This is a genomic window from Streptomyces sp. NPDC050287, from assembly GCF_044459385.1.
In the GTDB taxonomy this organism is placed as follows: domain Bacteria; phylum Actinomycetota; class Actinomycetes; order Streptomycetales; family Streptomycetaceae; genus Streptomyces.
The window spans coordinates 85,545-110,148 of record NZ_JBITIY010000001.1 but is presented as its reverse complement, the minus strand read 5'-3'; the positions used below and the strand labels follow the sequence as shown (position 1 = coordinate 110,148).

The window sequence follows — 24,604 nt, the reverse complement described above, 5'->3', positions numbered from 1 at the left end:
GTGAAGCCGCTCCCGCCTGTGACACCGCCCGCACCGTCCGTTCCTCGGAACGCGGGGCTCACTTCACCGCTGTGAAGTCCCTTTTCCCGTACCCGACTTACCGGACGGGAGTGAAATCCCTTGCCCCGATGAACTCCGGCCGGCGTACCGGAGCCGAGAACGGCTCGACCGCCTCGTTCTCCACGCTGTTGAACACGATGAACACGTTGCTGCGCGGGAACGGCGTGATGTTGTCGCCCGAGCCGTGCATGGCGTTGCAGTCGAACCAGGTCGCCGAACCGGCCTTGCCGGTGAACAACTTGATGCCGTACTCGGACGCCATCTTGGTCAGCGCCTCGTCGGAGGGCGTGCCCGCGTCCTGCATCTGAAGGGACTTCTTGTAGTTGTCCTTCGGCGTGGCCCCCGCACACCCGAGGAACGTCCGGTGCGACCCCGGCATGATCATGAGGCCGCCGTTCGTGGCGTAGTTCTCGGTGAGCGCGATCGACACGGACACGGTCCGCATGTTCGGCAGACCGTCCTCGGCGTGCCAGGTCTCGAAGTCGGAGTGCCAGTAGAAGCCGGTGGCGCCGAAACCGGGCTTGACGTTGATCCGCGACTGGTGGACGTACACGTCCGAGCCGAGGATCTGCCGGGCCCGGCCGACGACCCGCTCGTCGCGCACGAGCCGCGCGAAGACCTCGCTGATCCGGTGCACCTCGAAGACGGACCGGATCTCCTGCGACTTCGGCTCGACGATGGAGCGTTCGTCGGCGCGGATCGCCGGGTCCGTGACGAGCCGCTCCAGCTCACTCTGATACACGCCGATCTCGTCGGGGCCGACGAGCTGGTCGATGGCGAGGAAGCCGTCGCGCTCGAACGCCTGGAGGTCGGTGTCGGAGACCGGTCCGGCGGTGCCGGGCGGCGACCAGACGACCGGGTCCTGGCGCGGAACAGCCACCTCGGTGGCGCCGCGGCTGGGGTAGAGATCCGTGACGGTCGTGCTGGGCGTGGTGCTTGGCGTGGTGGTGGTCATGGTGATGTCACACCTCCTCGGGTTCGGTGAGCAGCGGGTAGACGCCGTTCGCGTCGTGGTCCTCCCGACCGGTCACGGGCGGGTTGAAGACACAGATGCAGCGGAAGTCCTCCTTGATCCGCATCGTGTGCCGCTCGTGGCCGTCGAGCAGGTACATGGTCCCGGGCGTGATGGTGTACTTCTGCCCGGTCTCGTCGTCGGTGAGCTCGGCCTCGCCCTCGACGCACACGACGGCCTCGATGTGGTTCGCGTACCACATCGACGTCTCCGTCCCCGCGTACAGGGTCGTCTCGTGCAGCGAGAAGCCGACCCGCTCCTTGGCGAGGACGATGCGTTTGCTCTCCCACGTGCCGGACGCGGACCTCACGTGCCGGTCGGTGCCTTCGATGTCCTTGAACGAACGGACGATCACGGTGCTGCGATGCCTCCTAGGTGGATGTGCTGATTCGGTCAGCTGGTCAGCCGGTCTGCTGGTCAGACCGTTTCGCGGACGGCGCGGGCCAGGATGCTCAGCCCCGCGTCCAGTTCCTCCGGTGTGATGGTGAGCGCCGGGAGGAGCTTGACGACCTCGCTCTCGGGCCCGGACGTCTCGACGAGCAGCCCGAGTTCGAAGGCGCGCTTCGCGATGCGTCCGGCGCGCTCCTTGTCGTGGAACTCCATGCCCCACACAAGCCCGCGACCCCGGTACTCCTTGATGTCGGCGAGGTTCTCCTCCGTGATGGCGATGAACGCCTGCTCGACCTGCTCACCCCGCTTGCGGGTCTGCTTCTCCATCGCGGAGCCGTCCGCCCAGTACGCCTCCAGCGTGGCGGTGGCCGTCACGAAGGCGGGGTTGTTGCCGCGGAAGGTGCCGTTGTGCTCGCCCGGCTCCCAGATGTCCAGCTCCGGCGTGAACAGGCACAGCGACATGGGCAGGCCGTAGCCGCTGATGGACTTGGACACGGTGACGATGTCCGGGGTGATGCCCGCCTCCTCGAAGGAGAAGAACGCACCGGTCCGCCCGCAGCCCATCTGGATGTCGTCGACGATGAGCAACATGTCCTGTCGCTCGCACAGTTCCTTCAGCGCGCGCAGCCACTCCGGCCGGGCCACGTTGATGCCGCCCTCGCCCTGCACGGTCTCCACGATCACCGCGGCGGGTTTGTTGAGGCCGGAGCCCTGGTCCTCGAGCAGTCGCTCGAACCACAGGAAGTCCGGGACCGTGCCCTCGAAGTAGTTGTCGAAGGGCATCGGCGTCCCGTGCACCAGCGGAATCCCGGCGCCGGCCCGCTTGAAGGCGTTTCCGGTCACGGCCAGGGATCCCAGCGACATGCCGTGGAAGGCGTTGGTGAAGGACACGATCGCCTCGCGTCCCTTCACCTTCCGCGCCAGTTTCAGCGCGGCCTCCACGGCGTTGGTGCCGGTCGGGCCCGGGAACATGACCTTGTACGGCAGGTCGCGCGGGCGCAGCACGTGGTTCTGGAAGGCCTCCAGGAAGGCCCGCTTGGCGGTGGTCGACATGTCGAGCCCGTGCGTGACGCCGTCCCGCTCCAGGTAGTCGATCAACGCCCGTTTCAGGACGGGGTTGTTGTGGCCGTAGTTCAGTGAGCCGGCGCCGGCGAAGAAGTCGAGGTACTCGTGGCCGTCCTCGTCGTACATGCGGCTGCCCTGCGCACGGTCGAAGATGGCTGGCCAGCCGCGGCAGTAGCTGCGCACCTCGGACTCGAGGGTCTCGAAGACGCTGAGGTCGGGCTGGGTGATGGTCACGCGAATCGCTCCTCGTTGCGTGGGGGGATGCAGAGGCAGGGGCAGGGGGTGGTCAGGCGCAGGGAGTGGTCAGGCGGCGGGCGTGAGGGACAACGGCCCGATGCGGTAGAGCACTTCCGGGTCGTGCGGCCCGTCGGGGAACAGACCGGCGTCGAACAGCACCTCGCGCTCCAGCCGGGCGCCGTGGCGCTCGGCGAACGACGTGAACAGGCGCTCCGAGGCGGCGTTGCCCGGGGTGATCGTGGTCTCGACGGTGGTCAGCCCGCGCTCGGCGGCGGTCCGCGCGACCAGCCCGTCCAGCAGCGCGGCGGCGAGCCCGCGCCCGCGGTGCGCCTCGTCCACCGCCACCTGCCAGATGAGCAGGGTGTCCGGGCGCTCGGGCCGGACGTAGCCGGTGACGAAGCCGATCGGCTCTCCCGCTTCGGAGCTCTCGTCGCGTGCGACCGCCGACGTGGCGGCGAAGTCGCGACACCACAGCAGATAGCTGTACGAGGAGTTCAGGTCGAGGACCTTCGAGTCCCGGGCCATCCGCCACAGCGCGGCGCCGTCCGCCACCGACGGACGGTCGATTTGCAGGTCTGCTTGTGCGGCAGTCATGCGAAATGAATTTACCGAGGGAAATTGAAAAATGCATCGCCGAGTGGGGTTACGTCCGGACGCCGACTGTGTTATCGCGCAGGCACGTGCGGACGAATGTGCCGGTTTGACCCGGAGATATGAGGGCAAAATGGGCGCGCTGTGTAACGCGTCACAGCCATGTAACCTACACGAGATCTGCCTGAATTTCCCTGCCTGGCGTTCGCAGAATCTTTGCGTTTAGGTCGCGGAAAAGCGGGCAGAAGAAGACGGGAAGCTATGCATTAATAGTTTCCCATAATTACCCGGGAATTATGCTCCGGTTACCCCGTCGATTCGCTCCCGGAGAATGTCCGCAGCGCGGACTGGCTCGGCGTTCGCGGATTGCGGTCGCTTACCCCGCTCCGGCGCATGCCTCCGCCTCTGCCAGGTACCGCGCCACCGGGCCCAGGGTCAGCATTCCGCTGGCGGCGCCGGCGTGTTCCGCACAGGCATCACGCAGGGCGGCCTCAGCGTGCGCGGCGATTCCGCGCTCGCCGAGGCGTACGGCGGCGCGGGCGGTCAGGCACCACATGGCCTCCTGCATGTGGTCACGCGGTGGTTCGGGCACCGCGGCGAGGGCGGTACGGGCCTGCTCGCCCCGGTCCTGGGCGAGCAGCACGAGGGGTCGCGTCCAGGGCCTGTACGGGCCCCAGTCGAGGTGCGGATCGGTGGGCGCGGGGCGGTCGTGCAGCAGGCGCAGTCCCAGTAGAGCGAGCGGGAACAGGCCGCGGTGCAGCCCGGGCATTCCGGCCGCCCGGAGGGACTCCTCGGCAGCGCGGTAGTGCGCTGCCGCCGTGGCGGCGGTCGGTCCGCCGGGTTCGGCGCTGCGGGCGGCCGTGGCCCGGGCCCTGAACCACCCGGTGAGTACGGAGACGAGGGGCGCCTCGGTGGTGGCGGCGAGCTGGTCGGCCGCATCGGCGTGCGCGGTCGCGGCGTCGAGGTCGCCGAGGGCCGAGGCGGATTGCAGGCGGACGAGTCGGCCGAGTACGGCGAAGTTCGGCAGCCCGTGCCGGGTGGACAAGTCGAGGATCTCGGCGCCGGTCCTGTCCCGTGCCGCCGCGAGCCCGGGGCTGCTGAAGGACTGCAGGAACACCCCGTTGAGGGCGAAGGCCAGCAGGGCGGGATCGGCCAGGTCCCGTGCCAGCTCCTCGGCCTGACGCGCCGCCTGCTGCGCGTGCTTCAGCTCGGTCCCGGACAGATCGGCGCTGCGGCTCTCGACGGCGACCGTGGCCAGGAGGCGGGCGCGCAGGTCGGCGGGGCCGTCCGGGCCGAGCCCGGTGAGCGTGCGCTCGGCAGCCGCGACGACGGCGCGGGACTGCTCGGGGTCGTCGGCCCGGCTCCAGATGGCGGGCACGTCGTAGGCGCCGATGATCCGGGCGGTCAGGGAGAGGTCACCCGTGCGTTCCGCCGCCCGGATGGCGGCGAGGCGGTCGCGCCGCGAGCGGACGAGGGCGTCGCCACCCGCCAGTGCGAGGGTGCGGGCCAGATCCACGGTGGTGCGCGGGCCGAGCCGGACACCAGGGCCGGTCCACGCGGTACGTGCTCCTTCGGAGGGCGCGGACCCGTTGAGGATGTCCGTCTCCAGGCGCTGAAGGTCGCCACCGGGGTCGAGTCCGAGTTGGTCAACGAGCATCGCGCGGGCACGGCGGAGGGTGGCTAGCGCGTCGGCCTGGCGGCCCGCGCGGTACAGCGCGCGGGCAAGCAGCTCCCAGGCCGGCTCGCGCCACGGGTGTTCGGCGACATGGGCACCCAGTTCGGCGACGAGATCGGCCCCTTCCCCGGAGTCGAGGAGGATGCGGGCGCGCAGTTCCACCCCCTCCAACCTCAATTCCTCCAGCCGGGTCCGCTGGCGCCGCGCCCATGCGGAGCCGCTCACATCGGCGTAGGCGGGTCCGCGCCAGGCCGCGAGTGCCTCGCCGAGGTCGGTCACCGCGGCGGGGTCGCGGCGGGCTCGGGCCAGGGTGTCCTGGAACCGATGGACGTCCACGTCCTCACGCGGCAGGCGCAGTGCGTAGCCGGGACCTTCGGTGACGATCACGCGCGGCGGATTGCGGGGCGGTCGGTCGGGTTCGAGGGCGCGGCGCAGCGCGGCGACGAACGTACGCAAAGCGCCAACGGCGCGGGCAGGTGGATCGGTCCACAGGTCATCGACGAGGGTGTCGGTGGTGACCATCCGTCCCTCGGCGGCGACGAGCCGGGCGAGTACCTCACGATGGCGGGGTCCGCCCAGGTCAACCGGACTGCCGTCGTCGCGGAGGGCACGCACCGCACCGAGCACGTCGATTCGCATGCCCCCATCCTCCGTGCCAGGGGCCGGCTGCGCCCAACCGTACTGATCGGCTGCTGATCGCCGTCGCCCAAGCTGATCCGGTCAAGTCCCCGACCCGAAAGGGTGGTCCCTCATGACGCTCACAATTCCCGGCTTCGATCACATCCGCCTGCCCGGTGCGGACGGTGTGGAGCTGGCTGCGGTTGTCGGCGGCAGCGGCAGCCCGGTCGTGCTGTTGCACGGTTTTCCCCAGACCCACCTGATGTGGCGACACGTCGCCGAGCGGCTCGCCGACGAGCACACGGTGATCTGTCCTGACCTGCGGGGCTACGGCGCCAGCGACAAGCCGGCGGCCACCGACCCCGATGTGTACGCCAAGCGCACCATGGCCGCCGACGTCGTGACCCTGGCGGCGGCGCTCGGCCACGAGCGCTTTGCCCTCGTCGGCCACGACCGAGGCGCCCTGGTCGCCTTCCGGGCGGGGTTGGACCACCCTGAGACCATCACGCACCTGGGCATCCTCGACGTCGTGCCGACGCTCGACATGTGGAACGTCCTGCATGGCGCCTCGGCGGCGGTCGGCTACCACCTCTTCCTGATGGCGCAGCCGCCGGGCCTGCCGGAGGCGATGATCGCAGGCAGCGCGGACGCGTTCTTCGGCTCGTTCCTCGACGCCTGGGCCAACGACCCGACCACCATGCCCGAGGATGTACGTGCCGAATACCTGCGCGCGAGCGCCGCGGCGGTGACGTCGATCGTCGCGGACTACCGGGCCTCCTCGGACATCGACGTCATGCACGACCAAGCGGACCTGGACGCCGGGTCGCAGCTGGCCATGCCCGTGACGGTCGTTCAGCAGGACTGGGGCGCGCAGCTCGGCTACGACGCTGCCGGGGTGTGGAAGGCGTGGGCGCCGGACCTGGACCACCGGCTGACCCGCGCCGGGCACTTCATGGCCGAAGAGGCGCCCGACGAGATCGCGGCCGCGATCCGGGCCCTGCTGGCCCGCTGAGCCTCCTGCTCTCGACTCGTCGGCTGGGCCGCGGTCGGTCGGCGAGCGCCGGCTTTTCGGCGATCAGCATTCTTTCTCGCGCTGGGTACCCAAGCGGTGCCGCCCGGCCTGCACGGGGTACAACGACCCGCCCAGGGCCGTAGGGAGGCCGGCCAGGGCCCGCGAGGGTCGGGCCGACGCCCGGCGGCGCAGCCCCCGGTGACCTCGGCCGCTCCCTACCGCCACGCCTCCTCCGCCACCCGCAACGCCCCCTCCACATCCACCCGCAGCCCCTTCGCGGCCAGCGCGGCGCCCAGCGCCGACAGGCTTGCCCGCACAGCCCCCCGTGTCGCGTCCACCCCGTAGTGGTTGACCCGGATCATCTCCTTGGCCAGCGCGCCGCCGCCCGCCGCCAGCGGCGCCCCGGGATCCGACTCCAGCGCCCGGGCCACCAGTTCCGACGCCACCACACCCGACGGCGCCCTCAGCGTCGTCGCGACCGGGGCCGCCTCCCGGTCCTCGTACACGTACGGCTCCAGGCCCCCGCCCACCGCCCGGGCACCCGCGCGGGTCGCCGATGCCGCGCGGCGGTGCCGGGCCATCACCGCGTCCAGGCCGTCCGCCTCGATCCGCTCCACGCACGCCTCCAGCGCCAGCATCTCCAGCTGAGCCGGTGCGTGCGGCAGTGCCGTGCGGCCGCCGTCGAGCCACCGTTCCTTCCAGTCCAGCAGCGAGAGGTACGACCGTCGCGGCGCCCTGGGATTCGCCGCCATCCGGGCCCACGCCCGCTCGCTCACCGACACCGCCGACACACCAGCCGGCCCGCCCATCGCCTTCTGCGCCCCGATCACACACAGGTCCACGCCCCACGCGTCCGGCAGCACCGGCTCGGCCCCGACCGACGCGACGGCGTCCAGGTAGAAGAGGGCACCCCGCTCCCGTACGACCTCGCCGATCTCCGCGACGGGGTTGGTGTTGCCGGTCGCGGCCTCCGCGTGGACCAGGGACACGAAGTCGATCTCCGGGTGCCCGGTGAAGGCCTCCCGGATCTGGTCGGCGGTGACCGCCGTGTGGAAGGGCACCGCGAGGTCGATCACCGTGGCGCCGCAGTCCCGCAGCCAGTCGCCGAAGGTCTGCCCGTAGGGGCCGGTGATGACGTTCAACGCCGTCGTGCCGGGACCGGCGGTCGCGCGGATCGCCCCCTCCAGTGGCAGCAGCGCCTCGCCCTGCATGATCACGACGTCCTGCTCGGTGCGCAGCAGCCGCGCCACACGGTCTTCGACGGACGCGAAGCGCGCCGCGGTCAACGGGGCCAGATCCAGGAACGGGTGCGTCACGGGGGTGCTCTCTCCACTCACGGACAACGAGCTTCACTCACGGGGTACTGACAACGAGCTTCACTCGCGGGGTACGGACAACGAGCTTCACTCACGGGGTAACGAGTCTCACTCGCTGGGTAGACGAGACGAGGGTAACCGGCCTCCTCGTACCGTCCGAGGGTCGGTGACTTCTTAGGTCGGACAGTCCCGTAGCCATCGGATTGGTTTGAGGCACTCAAACTTCTCCTTATAATCGGAACTCGGAATTCCCCAAGATCCACCACAGGAAGGCCCGCCGTGAACACGCTCCTCGGGCGTCGGACCCGCGTCCTGGCCGCCATCACCGCGACGGCCGGGCTGGCGCTCGTGACCGCCTGCACCTCCACCGACGACGGCGGCAGCGGCTCGAAGACCGCCGCCGGCGGGGTCGAACTCGTCAGGGGCGGGCAGCTCACCACCTGCACGCATCTGCCGTACCCGCCCTTCCAGTCGGAGATCGACGGCAAGGTTCAGGGCTTCGACGTCTCACTGATCGACCTGGTCGCCAAGAACCTGGGCGTCAAGCAGGTGATCCGTGACACGCCGTTCGAGAACTTCAAGACCGGCGCCTTCCTGAACTCCGGTGAGTGCGATCTGGCCGCGGCCGGCATGACCATCACCGAGGAACGCAAGAAGAACGTCGACTTCTCCGACCCGTACTTCGACGCCACCCAGGCCGTCCTGGTCGACAAGAGGAGCGGCGTCAACTCACTCGCCGACGTCAAATCCAAGGGCGTCAAGCTCGGCGCCCAGGCGCAGACCACCGGCGAGGAGTACGTCCAGAAGAAGGGCTTCGACCCGGTCTCCTTCGAGTCCTCCGACGCCGTCCTCAGCGGCCTGCGCACCGGCCAGGTCAAGGCGGTCGTCATCGACTACCCGGTCGTCCAGGGCTGGCTGAAGACCAAGGCCAACGCCGACGCCTTCAAGGTCGTCGACAACCTCAACACCGGTGAGCAGTACGGCTTCACGGTCAAGAAGGGCAACACCAAGCTGCTGGCCGCCATCAACAAGGCGATCACGGACGCCAAGGCCGACGGCACGTACAAGAAGCTGTACGAGAAGTGGATCGGCCCGTACGACGCGTCCGCGGCCTCGCCGTCCGCCTCATGACCGTTACCGCGAAGGCCGAAGTCCAGCCGCGCAAGAAGGGGTTGACCCGGCGTCAGAAGCGCCGCCTGTCGCGCGGCGCGCAGTACGCCGTGTTCGTCGCCGCCGTGATCGCCTTCGCGGTCTCGGCGGACTGGGGGCGGCTGAAGAACCAGTTCGCGCAGGCCGACATCGCCGAGCAGATGTTCCCGGACGTCATCACGCTGGCGCTGAAGAACACCGTGCTGTTCACCGTGTCCGGCTTCGCCGTCGGACTGGCGCTCGGCATGGTCATCGCGCTGATGCGGCTGTCGTCGGTGGGGCCCTACCGCTGGCTCGCCGGGATCTACATCGAGATCTTCCGCGGCCTGCCCGCCCTGTTGATCTTCATCTTCATCGGCGTCGCCGTCCCCCTCGCCTTCCCCGGCACGGAGATCATCGGCGGCACCTACGGCAAGGTCGCCCTCGCGCTCGGTCTGGTCGCCGCCGCGTACATGGCGGAGACGATCCGCGCGGGCATCCAGGCGGTGCCCAAGGGCCAGATGGAAGCGGCGCGTTCCCTCGGCTTCTCACCCGCCCGCGCGATGATCTCGGTCATCATCCCGCAGGCCTTCCGGATCATCCTCCCGCCGCTGACCAACGAACTCGTCCTCCTCTTCAAGGACTCCTCGCTGGTGCTGTTCCTCGGCGTCACCCTGGAGGAGCGCGAACTGTCCAAGTACGGCCGCGACCTGGCCAGTACGACCGCCAACTCCACGCCGATCCTGGTCGCGGGCCTGTGCTATCTGCTGATCACGATCCCGCTCGGCTTCGTCGTGCGCCGCATGGAGGCGAAGGCCCAGGAGGCCGTGAAATGAGCGAGAACACTCCTGGCGCGCACCCGGAGATCCAGGTCCGGGGCCTGCACAAGTCGTTCGGCGACAACGAGGTGTTGCGCGGCATCGACCTGGAGATCGGCCAGGGCGAGGTCGTGTGCGTGATCGGCCCGTCCGGGTCCGGCAAGTCCACCCTGCTCAGGTGCGTGAACCTGTTGGAGGAGCCCACCAAGGGTCAGGTCTTCGTCGGCGGCACCGAGTTGACGGACCCCGACGTCGACATCGACGCCGCACGCCGCCGTATCGGCATGGTCTTCCAGCAGTTCAACCTGTTCCCGCACGTGACCGTGACCGAGAACCTCACGCTGCCGCAGCGGCGGGTGCTCGGGCGCGGCAAGGCCGAGGCCGCGAAGGTGGCCGCCGAGAACCTGGAGCGGGTCGGTCTCGCCGAGAAGGCGGACGCGTACCCCGCCTCGCTCTCCGGCGGCCAGCAGCAGCGCGTCGCGATCGCCCGCGCGCTCGCCATGGGCCCCGAGGTGATGCTGTTCGACGAGCCGACGTCCGCGCTCGACCCGGAGCTGGTGGGCGACGTCCTCGCGGTCATGCGCAGGCTCGCGCACGAGGGCATGACGATGATGGTCGTCACCCACGAGATGACCTTCGCGCGTGAGGTCGCCGACCGGGTCGTCTTCATGGACGGCGGCGTGATCGTCGAGGACGGCACCCCCGAGCAGGTCATCGGCAACCCCCGCCACGACCGCACCCGCCACTTCCTCTCCCGCCTCCTCGACCCGGCGATGGCCGAGGTGGAGGAGGAGAGGTCCGACCAGGTGGGCGAGGCCGGGCGGTAGCTCACTAAGGTGCGGGGTATGAGCGATCAGGCGGTGCTGCACGTGAAGGGCAGGGTGCTCGTCGGACCCGAGGACGTCCGCGACGAGCTGTGGGTCGTCGATGGCCGAATCTCCTACGACCGCCCCATCGGAGCCCGTGACGTCCGGTCCGTCGAGGGCTGGGCGCTGCCGGGCCTGGTCGACGCGCACTGTCACGTGGGCCTGGGTCCGCACGGCCCGGTGGACGAGGCGGTGGCCGAGAAGCAGGCGCTGACCGACCGCGAGGCCGGCACCCTCCTGATCCGCGACGCTGGTTCACCCTCCGACACCCGCTGGATCGACGACCGCGAGGACCTCCCGAAGATCATCCGCGCGGGCCGCCACATCGCCCGCACCCGCCGCTACATCCGTGGCTTCGCGCACGAGATCGAACCGGAGGACCTGGTGGCGTACGTCGCCCAGGAGGCCCGGCGCGGCGACGGCTGGGTCAAGCTGGTGGGTGACTGGATCGACCGCGAGGTGGGCGACCTGACGCCCAGCTGGCCCCGGAAGGCGGCCGAGGCCGCGATCGCGGAGGCACACCGCCTGGGTGCCCGCGTGACGGCCCACTGCTTCGCGGAGTCGTCACTGCGCGACCTGGTGGAGTCGGGCATCGACTGCGTCGAGCACGCGACGGGGCTGACGGAGGACCTGATCCCGCTGTTCGCGTCGCGGGGGGTGGCGATCGTTCCGACGCTGGTCAACATCGCGACGTTCCCGAAACTGGCCGAGGGCGGCGAGTCCAAGTTCCCCCGCTGGTCGGCGCACATGCGGCGCCTGCACGAACGCCGCTACGACACGGTGCGCAACGCCTACGACGCCGGCATACCGGTGTACGTCGGCACGGACGCCGGCGGCACCCTGCCGCACGGCCTGGTGGCGGCGGAGGTGGCGGAACTGGTGAGGGCCGGGATTCCTCCGGTGAAGGCCCTCGCGGCGACGACCTGGACCGCTCGGAAGTGGCTGGGCCGCCCCGGCCTGGAGGAGGGTGCGGCAGCGGACCTGGTGGTGTACGAACGGGACCCCCGCACCGATGTACGCGTGCTGGGGGCCCCGTTGCGGGTGGTGCTGAACGGGCGGGTCGTCTGTTAGGTCACGCGAACGGGTCGGCGTTCTCTACGAGCCCCACCATGGGGGCCTTGTCGAGACGTTGGCCGTTAAGGTGACCGGGGACCCATGGGACGCACTGCGGTCTGTCTCCGGTGCCCGTGCGGCAGAACTCCTCAACGGCTGCACGCACTCGCGGGGTGGGCAGTGTGCTGCACGGATCATGGAACAGCGGGTAGCCGGGATCCGACACGACCCGGGGGTCGAAACCGGGGGGCTGAGGATTGTCGGACACCCAGACGGAATCGTAGATGCCGCCCCTTCTGGGGCTGTCCTCGACGACCCCCCAGACCAACGCTCCGTACCCCGTGGACCTGTTGACGGCGACGCGCAGGTAGTTGTCCGTCACCGGACGACTGTCGCTGTGCCGCTCCTCGGACAGACTGAACCATGCGTCCTGGCCCGGTGTGTACCACTGGCCCACCCGACCCTCCGATTCCAGGTTCTCCATGACCTCCGTGATGAGGTGGGCCATCTCGTCCCAGGTCTCGGCGTGGTGCCAGGTTCTGCCGTACGCAACGCTCAGAATCACGGTGGCTCGACTCCCTGGTGGTGTGGACGCGGCCCTCATCGGGCCCTGCCCCTCAACGGTACGTGTGACATTCCGCCCGCCCCGTTCGGGAACCACACATTCAGCGTGGAGCCCTGCGGGAGGATGGCCCCGACCGCGTTGGTGCACGAGAAGGGACCAGTGCACGGGCCGCCGGCATGGTTGATCACCAGATCTGCGGACGTCACCCCCCGCTGTCGCATGAACCACGCCACCGTCGTCTCCACGTGTGTGGCCGACGCATGGGGTCCGGACCTCGGGTTCGCGATGTCGGGGGAGCCCATCAGGAACTCGTTGATGTCGTCGGAGACACCGCTCCTGCCGCTCTGGAGGGGCTGTCCTACCCGGGTCACACCGCTGTCGGTGATGTTGACGACCTGTCCTCTCGTGGGGTCACCGGGACCGCGCGAGCCCAGACCGCCGGCGACATCGTCCAACGAGCCACAGTTGTGGACCAGGACCGGGGTGGACCCGGCGAGCACGTGGTAGGTGTGCACGCCCGCGACGCTGAGATTGTGGACTGTCGCCGCAGCGGTGCGGGTTTCGACCGCCGTGATCCGGACCCAGCTGCCGCTCCCCGTGCTCAGCCACTGCCCGCGCTCCAGGTCGCCGGCCTTCACCCAGCGGCCCACGTCCGGCAGCCAGAACGGGTGGCCGTCGGTGGCGGTGATCTCGGCCGTCTTGCCGCCCGCCAGGCCGTCCGTGTCGACGGTGATCGTGACCAGGTGCTTGGTGCCGTCGCCAGTGATCGTGCGGGTGACCGTGCGGGTCTGGGCGTCGTCCGTCTCCACGTCCGACGCCGCGACCTTGTCGCCGATCTCGACGTCCTCGATCGCCTTCGTCGTGCCGTCGGCCATCAGGACCTTGGTGCCCGGCACGAAGCTGTTGCCGACCTTGCACGCCGCGCCGCTGGCAGGGGGCGCTTCCGGGGCCTTCGGCGCGGCCGGAGCGGGCGCGGGTGCGGGGTCGGCCGGGGCCGGGTTGCGGGCCGGGGCCGGTGCGTCCGGGGTGCCGCCCGACGGCGGTGCCGCGTTGTCCGCCGTACGCCCCGCCTCCGCCGCCCGCCCCGCGTCCGCCACCTTGTCCGCGGCGCGTGCCGCGTCGCTTGCCGTGTCGATCGCGTCCAAGGCCTTGTCGCCGTACCGGGCCGCCTTCGCCGCCGTCGCCCCGTACCCCGCGAACGGGATCGCCGAGGCGCAGGACAGGCCCGCGTCCAGGTAGTTGCCCTCGGCCGCGTACCAGCCGCAGTTGGCCAGGTCGGCGATCTCGCCCACGGCCGGGATGAGACCGACGACGTCCAGCGTGGCGTGGCCGATGTCGGACCAGGACAGGCCGAACAGGTGGCCGTCGATCTCGACGAACGAGATCGGGTTGCCGCCCGCGAAGGCGTACCGGTTGCCGGTGTAGGGGTCGGTCGTCAGGCCCATGTCGGCCAGTGCGCCGCCGTACATGTCCCGGGTCAGGAAGCGGTTCAGGCCCGGGTCGTAGGTCCGGAAGCCCATGTCGTACGTGCCCGAGGACGTGTCGTAGCGCTTCGCGTTGAAGCGGTACGAGTTGTACGGGTCCTCCGACTCGCCGCCGCCCGCTCCCGGTTTGTCCGCGCCCGTGAACTGCGCCGGGTCGTTCTTGCCGTACGCCGTGTAGCCGTACGTCGTCTTGGTGTTGCCGTCCTTGTCGGTCAGCGCCTCGACGTCGCCGTGCGGGTGGTACGTGTACTGCGTCGTCTCCGGGGCCTCATCCTCCTCGTCCTTGATCTGGGTCAGCTTCTGGCCCCAGGAGGCGTACTGGAAGGACGTCGTACCTTCGTCCGTCACCTGCTCCCGCAGGGAATTCGACGTGATGCCCAGGTAGGTGAACAGCGTCGTCTTCGCGTCGTCGCCGCTGCCCGCCGTCTCCTTCACCGTGCGGTCGAAGGCGTCGTACGTCATGCGCGTCGTCTTCGCCGCGTCACCGCTGCCCGCCGTGATCGAGACCGGGCGGTCGAAGCCGTCGTAGCGGTACTTCTGGATCGTCTCGCCGCCGAAGGAGACGGTGTCGAGGCGGCCCAGCGGGTCGTAGTTGTACGTCGAGGACGCGCCGTCGGCGGTGGAGGTGAGGAGCCGGTTGCGGTCGTAGCGGTGGGTGGTGGTGGTGTCGTCCACCTGCTGCCAGACCACGTTGCCGGCCGCGTCGTGCCGGTACTCCTCCGTCGCCTCGTCGTCGCCGGTCTTGGCGACCTTGGCGATGCGGTCCTGCGGGTCGTAGGTGTAGGCGTAGGTGTTGTCGATGGTGTCGCCGTGGTCGTCGGCGTCCATCAGCTTCAGGACGTCTTCCAGCTTGTGACCGTTGGCGTTGTACTTCAGCGCGTGTTCGGCGACGAGGGTGCCGTCCGACTGCTTCTCAGTGGTCTTCTTCGTCGCACCGTCGAGGTAGTAGTCGATGGACAGCACGTTGCCGTTGGGCTTGGTCTGCTCGGCCAGTTCGCCCCGGGGCGTGTACTCGAGCGACGTGACCTGGCGGTCGCCCGCCGTCGGCGAGGCCGCGTTGGTGATCCGCTCCACCCGGTCCAGGACGTCGTAGTCCAGCTTGCTCCACGTCAGGTCGTGCTTGGTCGTGAGCGTGTTGCCGTTGGCGTCGTACGTCAGCTCGGTCGTGTTGCGCACGGCGTTCCCGTCGTGCTCCACGACCTTGCCGAGCTGGTTGAGCTCGTCGTACTCCAGGGTGTAGCGGTCGGTCTCGACGCCGGGGCTGCGGTCGATGATCTCGGTCTGGTTGCCGTTGGCGTCGTAGCGGTAGGAGAAGTCCTTCGCCTCGTTGTCGGTGTCCCCGGAGTTGTCGCGGACCAGCCGGACCGCGTCGGCGACCACCGTGCCGGTCGCCTTGTCGGTGAGGGTGACGGCCTGGCCGGTGTCCTCCCCGAAGGCGTACCTGCCCAACGACCGCCACTCGCCCGGGAGTTCGGTCTGGTCGAGGGTCTTGGTCTCCGTGCCGCCCCGGTGCTTGATCTCGTAGGTGGCGTCTTTCGCCGCCCCGTCGACCTTCGGGTACCGGACGTAGACCGTGTAGTCGCCCTCCTGCGGAATCGTCAGCTGCCAGACGAAGCGGTCCTCGCCCGAACCTGCCGCGTGGGTCTGTGCGTTGTAGCCGTACGAGCTTCCGGCGGCCGTCTCCTCCCAGGTTCCCTGGGTCGCCGTGTTGTTGATGTCCGAGTTGTCGACGAGCGCGACCTGCAGGCCGACCGGGACCCCGTTGTCCGAGCGGGACTTCAGGGCGCCGCTCGGGTAGAACGACGAGTCGAGGGTCCGCGACACCGAACCGCCCGCGCTGGTCAGCGTGTTCTGGATCTGCTGGCCGAGGTCGTTGTACTCGTAGGTGTTCCGGATGTCGTAGGCGTCGGTGGACGTCCGGATCCAGCCGGTGTCGAAGTAGGTGTACTCCGTCTCGTTGCGGACGCTCTGGCCCTCGGACGGCGGTGCGCTGACCTTCTTCAGGCGGCTCAGCGCGTCGTACGCGTACGTCGTCCGGTCCGGTGTGTTGTAGCGGGCGTCGTCCGGGTCGTAGGGACTCAGCGTCTCCTTGACCCGGTTCAGCTCGTCGTAGACCGTCTCGGTGGCGAAGTCCCGCGGGTCGTCGCCGGTCTCGACGCCGCGCGGGGTGATGACCCGGGTCTGGTTGCCGACCTCGTCGTACTCGAAGCGGGTGGTGCGTACGACGGTGTCGTCGCCGTCCCTGTCGTGCGGGACGCGCGCCTCGACCAGGGCGGCACGGGCGTCCAGGACCAGTTCGGTGCGGTTGCCGTCCGCGTCGGTGGTCGCGGTGGTCAGGCCGTCCCAGTCGTAGGTGCTGGTCGTCGACTTCCCGGCCGCGTCGGTGGTCTCCAGCAGCCGGTGGTCGAGGTCGTAGCGGAACGTGCTGGTGTAGTCGTCGGGGTCCTCGGTCTCGTTCTTGCGGGCGTCGACGACCTTCACCAGGTCACCGACGTCGTTGTAGACGGCGGTGGCCCGGTTGCCGGCCGCGTTGACCGCCTCGACGGGCTGGTAGATCTCGTCGTACTTCGTCGTCGAGGTGAAGTCGCCGGGCGTCTCGGTCAGGTTGCCCTTCGGTTCGGTCGAGGTGAGCTGGTTGCCGACCTTGTCGTAGGTGAAGGTCGACACCCGCTTCGGTGAGCCCTCCTCGTCCCCCGGCTGGGTCGACTTCACGAGCTGGTCGGCCGCGTCGAACTCGCTGGTGCTCGCCACCCCGTTCGGGGCGGTGAACACGAGGGTGTTGTCGTTCGCGTCGTACTTCGGCGCGGGCGTGACGATGAAGGCACCGGCCTTCTGGTCCTTCGGCCTGCGGTTCTCCAGCGGACGCCCGAACACGTCGTACGTCTGCGTGGTCGTCGCCCCGTCGGCCTCCTCGACCTCGGTGACGTTGCCGCGCACGTCGTACGCCGTCACCGTGCGGTTGCCGAGCGCGTCGACGATGACCCGGGGGTAGCCGGACGGGTCGTAGTCCTCGAACGTCGTGGTGTGCTCGTTGGCGTCGGTCGCGGCGGTGAGCCGGCCCCGGGTGTCGTAGGCGTTGGTGGAGGTGTAGTCACCCGCGGGCTCGCTCGCCACACCCTTCGGGTCGGTGACCGAGGTCATGTTGCCGCGGGCGTCGTAGCCGAACTGCCAGGCGCGGCCCTCGGGGGAGACCCGGCGCACCAGGTCGGCGATGTAGCCGTTCTCGCCGGTCGCGTAGGTGAGGGTGGCGGCGGGGCGGTCGTTCTTGACGCTCTCGGCGTCCTTCGACTCCAGCGGATAGCCCGTCTTGGGGTCGTACTTCCATGTGCGGGCGGCCCCGTTGTTCTCCTCCAGGCGCGTGACGTTGTTGTCCGCGTCCCAACCGAGCCTGGTGGTGCGCTTCTTGGCGTCGGTGAGCCGCACCGGGCGCCCGTAGCCGTCCATCAGCTGGGTGGCCGGGTTGCCCTCGGCGTCGGTGACGACGGTCGAGATCGCCTTGCCGTCGTGGTCGTCGGCGTCCTCGTAGCGGTACCGGGTCAGGCCGCCGAGCCGGTCCGTGACCGTCTTGGTGTACCCCAGGTAGTGCAACTGGTCCTTGTCGTCGTGCGGGCCGACGTAGTCCAGTTCCGTCGCGTTGCCGCGCGGGTCGGTGACCTCGACCAGCTTCACGCCCGGGTGGTCGAACTCCTTGCCGTAGCCGAACCTGAAGACCTTCCGAAGATCGTCGTTCGCCGAGGCGGCGCCGTCCGTGAGCCGCGCGAGCAGGCCCTTCTCGGTGAACGTGAAGTCGACCCGGCGCCCGGATATGTCGGTGACGGACCGGACCTTGCCGATGACGAACGGGTTCAGCAGATGCCTGCCCTCACGGACCTTCCCGTCCTCGTCGACGTACGTGTACGCCTCGCCCTTCTCCCAGTAGTCGACGGTGAGTGTGCGCCGGCCCTCGGCGTCGGTGACGTACTTCAGCAGCTTGGACGGGTGCCCGAGCAGCCGCTCCTCGTACGTGAACTCCATCCGGTTGCCGTTCTTGTCCACCTGGGCGCTCGGATAGCCCTGGCAGTCGAAGAGGAACCGGGTGCGGTCCGGGCGCAGGAACTCCCATGCCTCCCGCTGGTGGGGCTTGAGCAGGCAGTCCTTCTCCAGCTGCCTGACCCGGAAGTGGACGCCGGCAGGGGAGTCCCACTCGCCCTTCTTGTTCTTGCCGAAGACATGGCTGGTGCCGTCGCCGTCGGTCAGCGTGATCTGCTTTGGCAGCAGCGCGGACGGGTGGAAGTCCAGGGGGGTGCCCAGCCGCGTGGGCGACGACGCCTGCAACGACCAGCCCGGACCGGCCGGAGTGCCGGACGCGTCCTGCGAGTTGTAGGCCAGCCGCAGGAACGTCGAGAAGCCGAGCGACGGGTTCGAGAAGGCGTTGTACGACCACACCGCGTTGCCGGCGTAAAGATTGCTCATCAGTGCCGAACCGGCGCCGGTGTTCTTTCCGGCGTACGAGTAGAACTCCTCCAGGCCGAGCTGGTCGGAGGTCGGGTACTCGGCCGTCACCTGGTGCTTCGACGCGGGCACGCCGTCCGTCTCGGAGAGCCACTTGCCGGTGGCCTTCTCCCGCAGGTCCCACTCCAGGCCGAACGTCAGCCGCTTGTCGAGCGGGTCGACGAGCACCGGGGCCTTCAACTGCGCGTCGAAGGTGACGGTTTCGCCGGGTGCCACGTCCTTCGGCAGCCCGGTGGCGTCCTTGTTGAGCAGGTTGGTGACGTCCTTGCCGTCCAGCGTCCAGCGGTACGACAGGACCCGCTCGCCCTTCTTCCACACCGTGGAGGTGGTGTTGGTGAGGGTGGCCTCGACGGTGGCGCTCTCGCCGGGGATCATCCGGGCGGGCGTGAACGGCAGGAAGTACGTCTCGGACCCGGGGGCGGCGAGCAGCTTCGCGCCCTGCGAGAGACGGCCGACGGCGGGCAGGCGGACCGCGCGCGCCGGGCCGGCCAGCAACTTGCCCTGCTTGGTCCGTACGACGATCCGGTAGTGGTAGGTGCGGCCGTCCCCCTCGACGGCGGGCGGCGCGGTGCGGTCGGCGAAGGTGCGGGTGGAACGGTCGACCGGGGCGAGAAGGGTCTCGTCGGTCGGGGTGAAGTCCTTCGTCGTGGAGCGGTGGACCTCGTACTCCCGCAGGTCCTTGCCCTCGTACGCCGTCCAGGCCAGGTCGGCGCCGGTGGCGTGCACGGTGCGGGGCGCGCTGATGCGGACGCCTCCCGCCTCGCCCGCGGGGCGCGGGTGGGTGAGGGAGGCGGCGCCGCGGCTGCGGTCGAGGGTGATCCGGGGCGGTTTCCGGTCGTCGTCGGCGCGTTGGTCGTCCTGGTCGTCGTCGCCGAAGAGGCTGTCCCAGAAGCCGCGGTCGTCGTCCTCGGCGCGCTCGCTGGCGGGACGCCAGCCCTCGCGGGGGTCGCTGGTGTCGGGACCGGGACCGGGGGCGGCAGCGGGTCTCGCCTCGGCCGGGCGGGCGGGGGTCGACGGCGCGGTACTCATGATCAACGCCGATGCCACGGCGCCGACGAGGGCGGCACGCAGGCGGACACGGCGGAAGCGGATGCGGGTGCGGAGAGGGGTGCGGGCGCGGGTGTGGCCTAAGCCTGCCATGGAGGGCTCCTTGTCCCCGGGGGCACAGGTGTCGCACAGGAATCGCGGGCACACCTGTGTACCAAGACCCCTTAAAGGCCTGTCAATGACATGCCAAAAGTGAAGGGGCGAGTTCCGGACTGCGAACGAGGCCCCGCACGCCGTCCCCTCCTCGCGGCGACGGGGGAGAGGGCTCGGCTGCCAACAGCGTTGCGTGTCAGGACTGTTGACGGTGGAATGAAAGCGTTTTAACTTTCCCTCACTCCAACTCCAAGACATGAGGGGGACCCGTGGCCGCTGTACTACGGGAACACGCTGGTACAGAGGAGGTTGACGTAACTCCTCGACGAACGGGTGGCGCGCACCCGAAGCGAAAACGCTTTCAGTGGCGCGCCGGGAATGCCCTGTTTCTGCTCATGCTGCCCGGTCTCGCCTACTTCCTGCTGTTCCACTACGGCGCACTGGTCGGCAACGTCATCGCCTTCAAGGAGTACGTCCCCTTCGACGGCCTCTGGGGCAGCCCGTGGGTCGGCCTGGGCAACTTCCAGCGGATGTTCGAGGACGGGGAGTTCTGGGCCGCCGTCCTCAACACCGTCTGGATCGCCGTCCTCCAGCTGGTCTTCTACTTCCCGGTGCCGCTCGGCCTCGCCCTGCTCCTGCACAGCCTCACCCGGAGCTCGGTGCGCCGGTTCGTGCAGTCGGTGGCGTATCTGCCGCACTTCATCTCGTGGGTGATCGTCGTCGCCCTCTTCCAGCAGGTGCTCGGCGACACCGGACTGCTCAACTCCTCGCTGGACGGCATGGGGTTGCACACCGTCGACATCATCGGCAACCCCGACGCCTTCAAGCCGCTCGTCGTCGCCCAGGTCATCTGGAAGGACGCCGGCTGGGGCACGATCATCTTCCTCGCCGCCCTGGCCCAGGTCGACGAGCAGCAGTACGAGGCCGCCGCGATCGACGGCGCGGGCCCCTGGCGACGCTTCTGGCACGTCACCCTGCCCGCCATCCGTCCCGTGGTCGTGCTGCTGCTCATCATGCGGCTCGGCGACATCCTCTCCGTCGGCTTCGAGCAGATGCTGCTCCAGCGCGACGCGGTCGGCCCCGAGACCTCCGAGATCATCGACACCTTCGTCTACTACCAGGGCATCGTCGGCGGCGACTACGGATTCGCCGCCGCCGCGGGCCTGTTCAAGGGCGTCATCGGCGCCCTCCTCGTCTACGCCGCCAACAAGGTCGCCCACCGTCTCGGCGAACAGGGGGTCTACAAGTGAGTGCTCACGCCCGGCCCGGCTGGCTGGAGAAGCCGAAGCCGCTCACCCAGGCCGCCAAGGCCCTCGCGCTCGTCGCCGTCGTCCTGCTGGTCTGCGTGCCGTTCCTCGTCATCGTGTCGACCTCGCTGGCCTCCACCGACGAAGTCGTCGACAACGGGGGCTGGGTGCTGTGGCCGACCGAGCCGACCCTCGACGCCTACCGCGACATCCTCGACGGCGGCATCGTCACCCACGCCCTCGGCGTCAGCGCCGGCGTCACGATCGTGGGCACCCTGCTCAGCCTCGCCTGCACGGTGACCCTCGCCTACGCGCTGTCCCGCCCCGGCGTCTTCGGCGCCCGGCCAGCGCTGCTGCTGATCCTGTTCACGTTCCTCTTCCCGCCCGGCATGATCCCCGGCTTCCTGCTGGTCAAGGAGCTGGGCCTGCTGGACAACTACGCCTCGCTGGTGCTGCCCGTCCTGGTGAACGTGTTCAACCTCGTCGTCCTGCGCGGCTTCTTCCAGGGCATCCCGGAGGAGCTGTACGAGGCCGCCCGACTGGACGGGGCGGGGGACTGGCGGGTGCTGGTCTCGATCGTCCTGCCGTTGTCCAAGGCGGCGCTCGCCGTGGTCGGCCTGTTCTACGCGGTGGCGTACTGGAACTCCTGGTTCTACGCCTCGCTCTACCTGGAGAGCGACCACTGGCCCCTCCAACAGGTGCTGCGGACCTACGTGGTGGCCGGATCCGGACTCACCGACGCGACGACCGGTGAGGGCACGGTCACCGCCCCGCAGACCGTGCAGATGGCGGTGCTGGTGATCGCCACCGTGCCGATCCTGCTCGTCTACCCGTTCCTGCAGAAGTACTTCACCAAGGGCGTGCTCACCGGCGCCATCAAGAGCTGACCCGGTCCGTCACCGCGAGCTGACCCGCTCACCGAGAGCTGACAAACCGTCAAGAGCCGTGCTCAGAAAGGTCAACGCTCATGCCCAGCATCTCCCGTCGCACCCTGCTGCGTTCCGCGGCCGCGGTCGGCGCCGCCGTCTGTGCCCCCACCCTGCTGACCGCCTGCTCCACCGGTTCCGGCGACAGCGACGTCTCCAACGCCGGCAAGAAACTCGCCCCCTGGCCCGCCTACCGCCCCGCCACCCCCGCCCCCAAGCCGGACCTGGCCCCCACCGACGCCGGTGTCCAGGCCGGGTACACCGCCTACCCGTCCGACCTGGTCAAGTCCGTCTCCCGCACCCCCGGCGACGGCTCCACCGTCAAGGTCATGACGGTGTCCTTCGGCACCCCGCCCAAGCCCGCCTCCGCCAACCGGTTCTGGGCAGCGGTGGAGAAGGCCCTCGGCGTGAAGATCGAATACACGATCGTCTCCCAGGCCGACTACCAGAAGAAGATGGCCACCGTGATGGCCGCCGACCCCGACGCCCTGCCGGACATCATCAACCTCTTCTCCGGGTTCGTGCTGCCCCGCGAGGCCGAGTTCGTGCAGCGCCGCGCCGAGGACCTCACGCCGTACCTGTCCGGCGAGGCCGTCGCCGACTACCCCAACCTCGCGAACATCCCCACCCACGCCTGGCGCGACATGGGCCGCATCGGCGGCCGGATCTACGGCATCCCCCTGGAACGCCCGCTGCCCGGCTCCACCCTCTGGCTCAACCAGGACATGTTCGCAGGCGCGGGGATGAAGGAGGGCTGGACCGCCGACGACTTCGCCGCCGTCGCCAGGCGGGCGACCAGCGGACGGACGTACGCGCTCGGCGCCGCCCAGGGCTCCATGTTCGGCAACGCCGTGCACTCCGCCGCCCACAACGCGCCCCAGGAGTGGGCCGTCACCAAGGACGGCGTCTTCCAGCCGGGCTGGGCCGACGAACGCTTCAAGGCGGCTGTCGCCTTCCAGTCCGAACTGCGCAAGGCGGGCTCCTACCACCCGGACGCCACCTCCATCTCGCAGATCGACCTGACCACCCTCTACTACAACGGCACGGTCGGCTCCATGCAGGACGGCTTCGGCGCCTACCTGCCCAAGTACCGTGAGTCGAAAGGCAAGATGAGCCCGGCCGCCGCGCTGCCGTACAGCGTCGACGGCACGCCCGGCGGCATCGTCGCCGCCCGCCGCTCCTTCGGTTACACCGTGCTGAAGAAGGCGAAGAAGGAACGCGTCGAGCTGCTGCTGCGCATCCTCGACTACCTGGCCGCCCCCTTCGGCAGCAAGGAGTGGGAGCTCGTCCACTACGGCGTCGAGGGCACCCACTTCACCCGCGGCAAGGACGGCTCCCCGCAGCCCACCAAGCTGGGCGAGGTGGAGAACAACACCAACCTGCCGCTGAAGTACCTCGCCGAAGGCCCCCAGGTGCTGTTCGTGCCGGGCATGCCCGACGCCGTCCGGGCGCTGCACGCCTGGCAGCTCAAGAGCGTGCCGCGCGCCATCCGCAACGCCTCCTACGGCCTGCAGTCCCGCACGAAGAACGCCCAGGGCACGACACTGAAGGCGCTGCTCGAGGACACTGTCACCGGCATCGTCGCCGGTCGCATCCCGCTCTCGGAGTGGGACGGAGCGGTGAAGAAGTGGCGTTCCCGGGGTGGCGACAGAATGGCCGAGGAGTTCGCGAAGGACTACGACGCCAACACGTGACCGGGTGCCGGTGGAAGACGGGTGCCGGGTGGAACAGGAGACGCGGGGGATGGGGAGCGACATGGAGTCCAAGCGGCGGGTCACGATCCGGGAGGTCGCCGAGCGGGCGGGCGTGTCGATGGCCACCGCCTCCCGCGCCCTGAGCGGCAACCACCCGGTGCCCGCGGCGACCCGGGCCAGGGTGCTGCGCGCGGCCCGCGACCTCGACTACGTCGCCAACGCGCACGCCCGCGCCCTGGCCGGCGGCGGCCGCAAAATGGCCGCCGTCGTCGTCCGCCAGGTCACCAGCCCCTTCTACGCCCAGGTCGCCGAGGGCGTGGAGGCGGAGGCCGCCGACCGGGGCTGGCTGTGCGTGGTCGGCGCGACCGGCGGTGACCCGCAGCGCGAGATGGAGTTCGTGCAGCTCATGCGGGAGGAGGGCGCGCGGCTGGTGATCCTGGTCGGCGGGGTCGTCGAGGACGACGCGTATCGCTCGCGCGTGGCCCACTACGCGCAGGCCCTCGACGCCACCGGCGCCCGACTGGTGCTGTGCGGGCGGCCCGCGCCCGATCCCGACATCCCCGCGCTGGTCGTCGAGTTCGACAACGAGGCGGGGGCGCGGGCGATCACCGGGCATCTGCTGTCCGCCGGTCATCGGCGGATCGTCTTCCTCGGCGGGCTGCCCGGCAACACCGCGCTCGACGCCCGCGTCGCCGGGTACCGGGCGGCGCTCGCCGAGCATGGCTTGCCGGCCGAGGCCGCGCGTGTCGTCGACTGCGGGCTGGGCCGTGCGGCCGGACTGCGGGCGACAGCCGAACTCCTTAAGGAAACAAGGGAGTTCACCGCCGTGTTCGCCGGCGACGACATGGTCGCGGCGGGCGCGCTGCGCGCCATCGCCGACGCGGGGCTCACCGTCCCCGACGACATCTCCGTCGTCGGCTACAACGACATCCCGCTCGCGGAGGACTTCAACCCGCCGCTCACCACCGTGCGTACCCCCGCCGAGGAACTCGGGCGCGCCGCGGTACGCATCGCCCTGCGGGATCCCGAGCACGCCGCCGGCAGCCACCATCTGCTCGGCACGCACATCGTCGTACGCCGGAGCGTTGGGGCTCCGCCGGAAAGGTCGCATTGAACCTGCGGGTGATTCGTGGCTGGTCGCTCCCCCAAGTTCTCGGCTTCGCTCGAACCCGGGGGGACCCCCATCGCGGCGGAGCCGCACATCGATGCAGCCCCG

Annotated in this window: 17 protein-coding genes; 9 read left to right on the top strand and 8 right to left on the bottom strand. The window is 69.7% G+C overall.

What is annotated here, in order from left to right; all coding sequences use genetic code 11:
• Window positions 1-97: 97 nt before the first annotated feature.
• The 5 genes from thpD to ACIBK3_RS00470 form a co-directional block, all read right to left on the bottom strand.
• Window positions 98-1,015 carry an ectoine hydroxylase gene (gene thpD, locus ACIBK3_RS00490; protein WP_399360346.1) on the bottom strand — a complete coding sequence of 306 codons (918 nt, stop codon included), beginning with the start codon at window positions 1,013-1,015 and terminating at the stop codon, window positions 98-100.
• Between the two features lie 7 nt (window positions 1,016-1,022).
• Window positions 1,023-1,427 carry an ectoine synthase gene (locus tag ACIBK3_RS00485; protein WP_399360344.1) on the bottom strand — a complete coding sequence of 135 codons (405 nt, stop codon included), beginning with the start codon at window positions 1,425-1,427 and terminating at the stop codon, window positions 1,023-1,025.
• 62 nt (window positions 1,428-1,489) lie between these two features.
• A complete protein-coding gene (gene ectB, locus ACIBK3_RS00480) occupies window positions 1,490-2,761 on the bottom strand; it encodes a diaminobutyrate--2-oxoglutarate transaminase (protein WP_399360342.1) in 1,272 nt (423 codons plus the stop codon).
• Between the two features lie 69 nt (window positions 2,762-2,830).
• Window positions 2,831-3,358, bottom strand: a complete 528-nt coding sequence (gene ectA, locus ACIBK3_RS00475; protein ID WP_399360340.1) for a diaminobutyrate acetyltransferase — start codon at window positions 3,356-3,358, stop codon at window positions 2,831-2,833.
• A 373-nt stretch (window positions 3,359-3,731) separates the two neighbouring features.
• The gene (locus ACIBK3_RS00470) at window positions 3,732-5,669 is read right to left on the bottom strand and encodes a BTAD domain-containing putative transcriptional regulator (protein ID WP_399360338.1); all 1,938 of its coding nucleotides are present in this window, start codon (window positions 5,667-5,669) and stop codon (window positions 3,732-3,734) included.
• A gap of 112 nt (window positions 5,670-5,781) precedes the next feature.
• Between ACIBK3_RS00470 and ACIBK3_RS00465 the strand changes: the two genes are divergently transcribed.
• Window positions 5,782-6,660: an alpha/beta fold hydrolase gene (locus ACIBK3_RS00465; protein WP_399360336.1), complete on the top strand. Its 879-nt coding sequence runs from the start codon at window positions 5,782-5,784 to the stop codon at window positions 6,658-6,660.
• A 215-nt stretch (window positions 6,661-6,875) separates the two neighbouring features.
• On the opposite strand, the gene ACIBK3_RS00460 is transcribed toward ACIBK3_RS00465, so the two are convergent.
• Window positions 6,876-7,976 (bottom strand): pyridoxal-phosphate-dependent aminotransferase family protein, encoded by a 1,101-nt coding sequence (locus ACIBK3_RS00460; RefSeq protein WP_399360334.1) that lies wholly within the window; start codon window positions 7,974-7,976, stop codon window positions 6,876-6,878.
• A 279-nt stretch (window positions 7,977-8,255) separates the two neighbouring features.
• Here ACIBK3_RS00460 and ACIBK3_RS00455 point away from each other — a divergent pair, with 279 nt between their 5' ends.
• From ACIBK3_RS00455 to ACIBK3_RS00440, 4 genes are read left to right on the top strand one after another with little or no spacing between them, the layout of a single operon-like run.
• Entirely contained in the window at window positions 8,256-9,107 is an 852-nt protein-coding gene (locus ACIBK3_RS00455) for a transporter substrate-binding domain-containing protein (protein ID WP_399360332.1), read from the top strand.
• Entirely contained in the window at window positions 9,104-9,940 is an 837-nt protein-coding gene (locus ACIBK3_RS00450) for an amino acid ABC transporter permease (protein WP_399360330.1), read from the top strand. Before ACIBK3_RS00455 ends, ACIBK3_RS00450 begins: the two co-directional genes overlap by 4 nt.
• Window positions 9,937-10,749, top strand: a complete 813-nt coding sequence (locus ACIBK3_RS00445) for an amino acid ABC transporter ATP-binding protein (protein ID WP_399360328.1) — start codon at window positions 9,937-9,939, stop codon at window positions 10,747-10,749. Before ACIBK3_RS00450 ends, ACIBK3_RS00445 begins: the two co-directional genes overlap by 4 nt.
• Before the next feature lie 18 nt (window positions 10,750-10,767).
• A complete protein-coding gene (locus tag ACIBK3_RS00440; protein ID WP_399360326.1) occupies window positions 10,768-11,859 on the top strand; it encodes an amidohydrolase family protein in 1,092 nt (363 codons plus the stop codon).
• Window position 11,860: 1 nt separating this feature from the next.
• On the opposite strand, the gene ACIBK3_RS00435 is transcribed toward ACIBK3_RS00440, so the two are convergent.
• Both ACIBK3_RS00435 and ACIBK3_RS00430 read right to left on the bottom strand, forming a co-directional pair.
• The gene (locus ACIBK3_RS00435) at window positions 11,861-12,406 is read right to left on the bottom strand and encodes an Imm1 family immunity protein (RefSeq protein WP_399360324.1); all 546 of its coding nucleotides are present in this window, start codon (window positions 12,404-12,406) and stop codon (window positions 11,861-11,863) included.
• A gap of 35 nt (window positions 12,407-12,441) precedes the next feature.
• The gene (locus ACIBK3_RS00430) at window positions 12,442-19,521 is read right to left on the bottom strand and encodes a DddA-like double-stranded DNA deaminase toxin (protein ID WP_399360322.1); all 7,080 of its coding nucleotides are present in this window, start codon (window positions 19,519-19,521) and stop codon (window positions 12,442-12,444) included.
• A 395-nt stretch (window positions 19,522-19,916) separates the two neighbouring features.
• Here ACIBK3_RS00430 and ACIBK3_RS00425 point away from each other — a divergent pair, with 395 nt between their 5' ends.
• The 4 genes from ACIBK3_RS00425 to ACIBK3_RS00410 all read left to right on the top strand — a co-directional run bounded on the left by ACIBK3_RS00425 (window position 19,917) and on the right by ACIBK3_RS00410 (window position 24,502).
• The gene (locus ACIBK3_RS00425; protein WP_399360320.1) at window positions 19,917-20,771 is read left to right on the top strand and encodes an ABC transporter permease; all 855 of its coding nucleotides are present in this window, start codon (window positions 19,917-19,919) and stop codon (window positions 20,769-20,771) included.
• Window positions 20,768-21,655, top strand: a complete 888-nt coding sequence (locus ACIBK3_RS00420) for a carbohydrate ABC transporter permease (RefSeq protein WP_399360318.1) — start codon at window positions 20,768-20,770, stop codon at window positions 21,653-21,655. Before ACIBK3_RS00425 ends, ACIBK3_RS00420 begins: the two co-directional genes overlap by 4 nt.
• An 80-nt stretch (window positions 21,656-21,735) precedes the next feature.
• On the top strand, window positions 21,736-23,388 hold the full coding sequence (locus ACIBK3_RS00415) for a sugar ABC transporter substrate-binding protein (RefSeq protein ID WP_399360316.1): 1,653 nt from the start codon (window positions 21,736-21,738) through the stop codon (window positions 23,386-23,388).
• A gap of 61 nt (window positions 23,389-23,449) precedes the next feature.
• Window positions 23,450-24,502, top strand: a complete 1,053-nt coding sequence (locus tag ACIBK3_RS00410; protein WP_399362024.1) for a LacI family DNA-binding transcriptional regulator — start codon at window positions 23,450-23,452, stop codon at window positions 24,500-24,502.
• The last annotated feature ends 102 nt before the right edge of the window (window positions 24,503-24,604 follow it).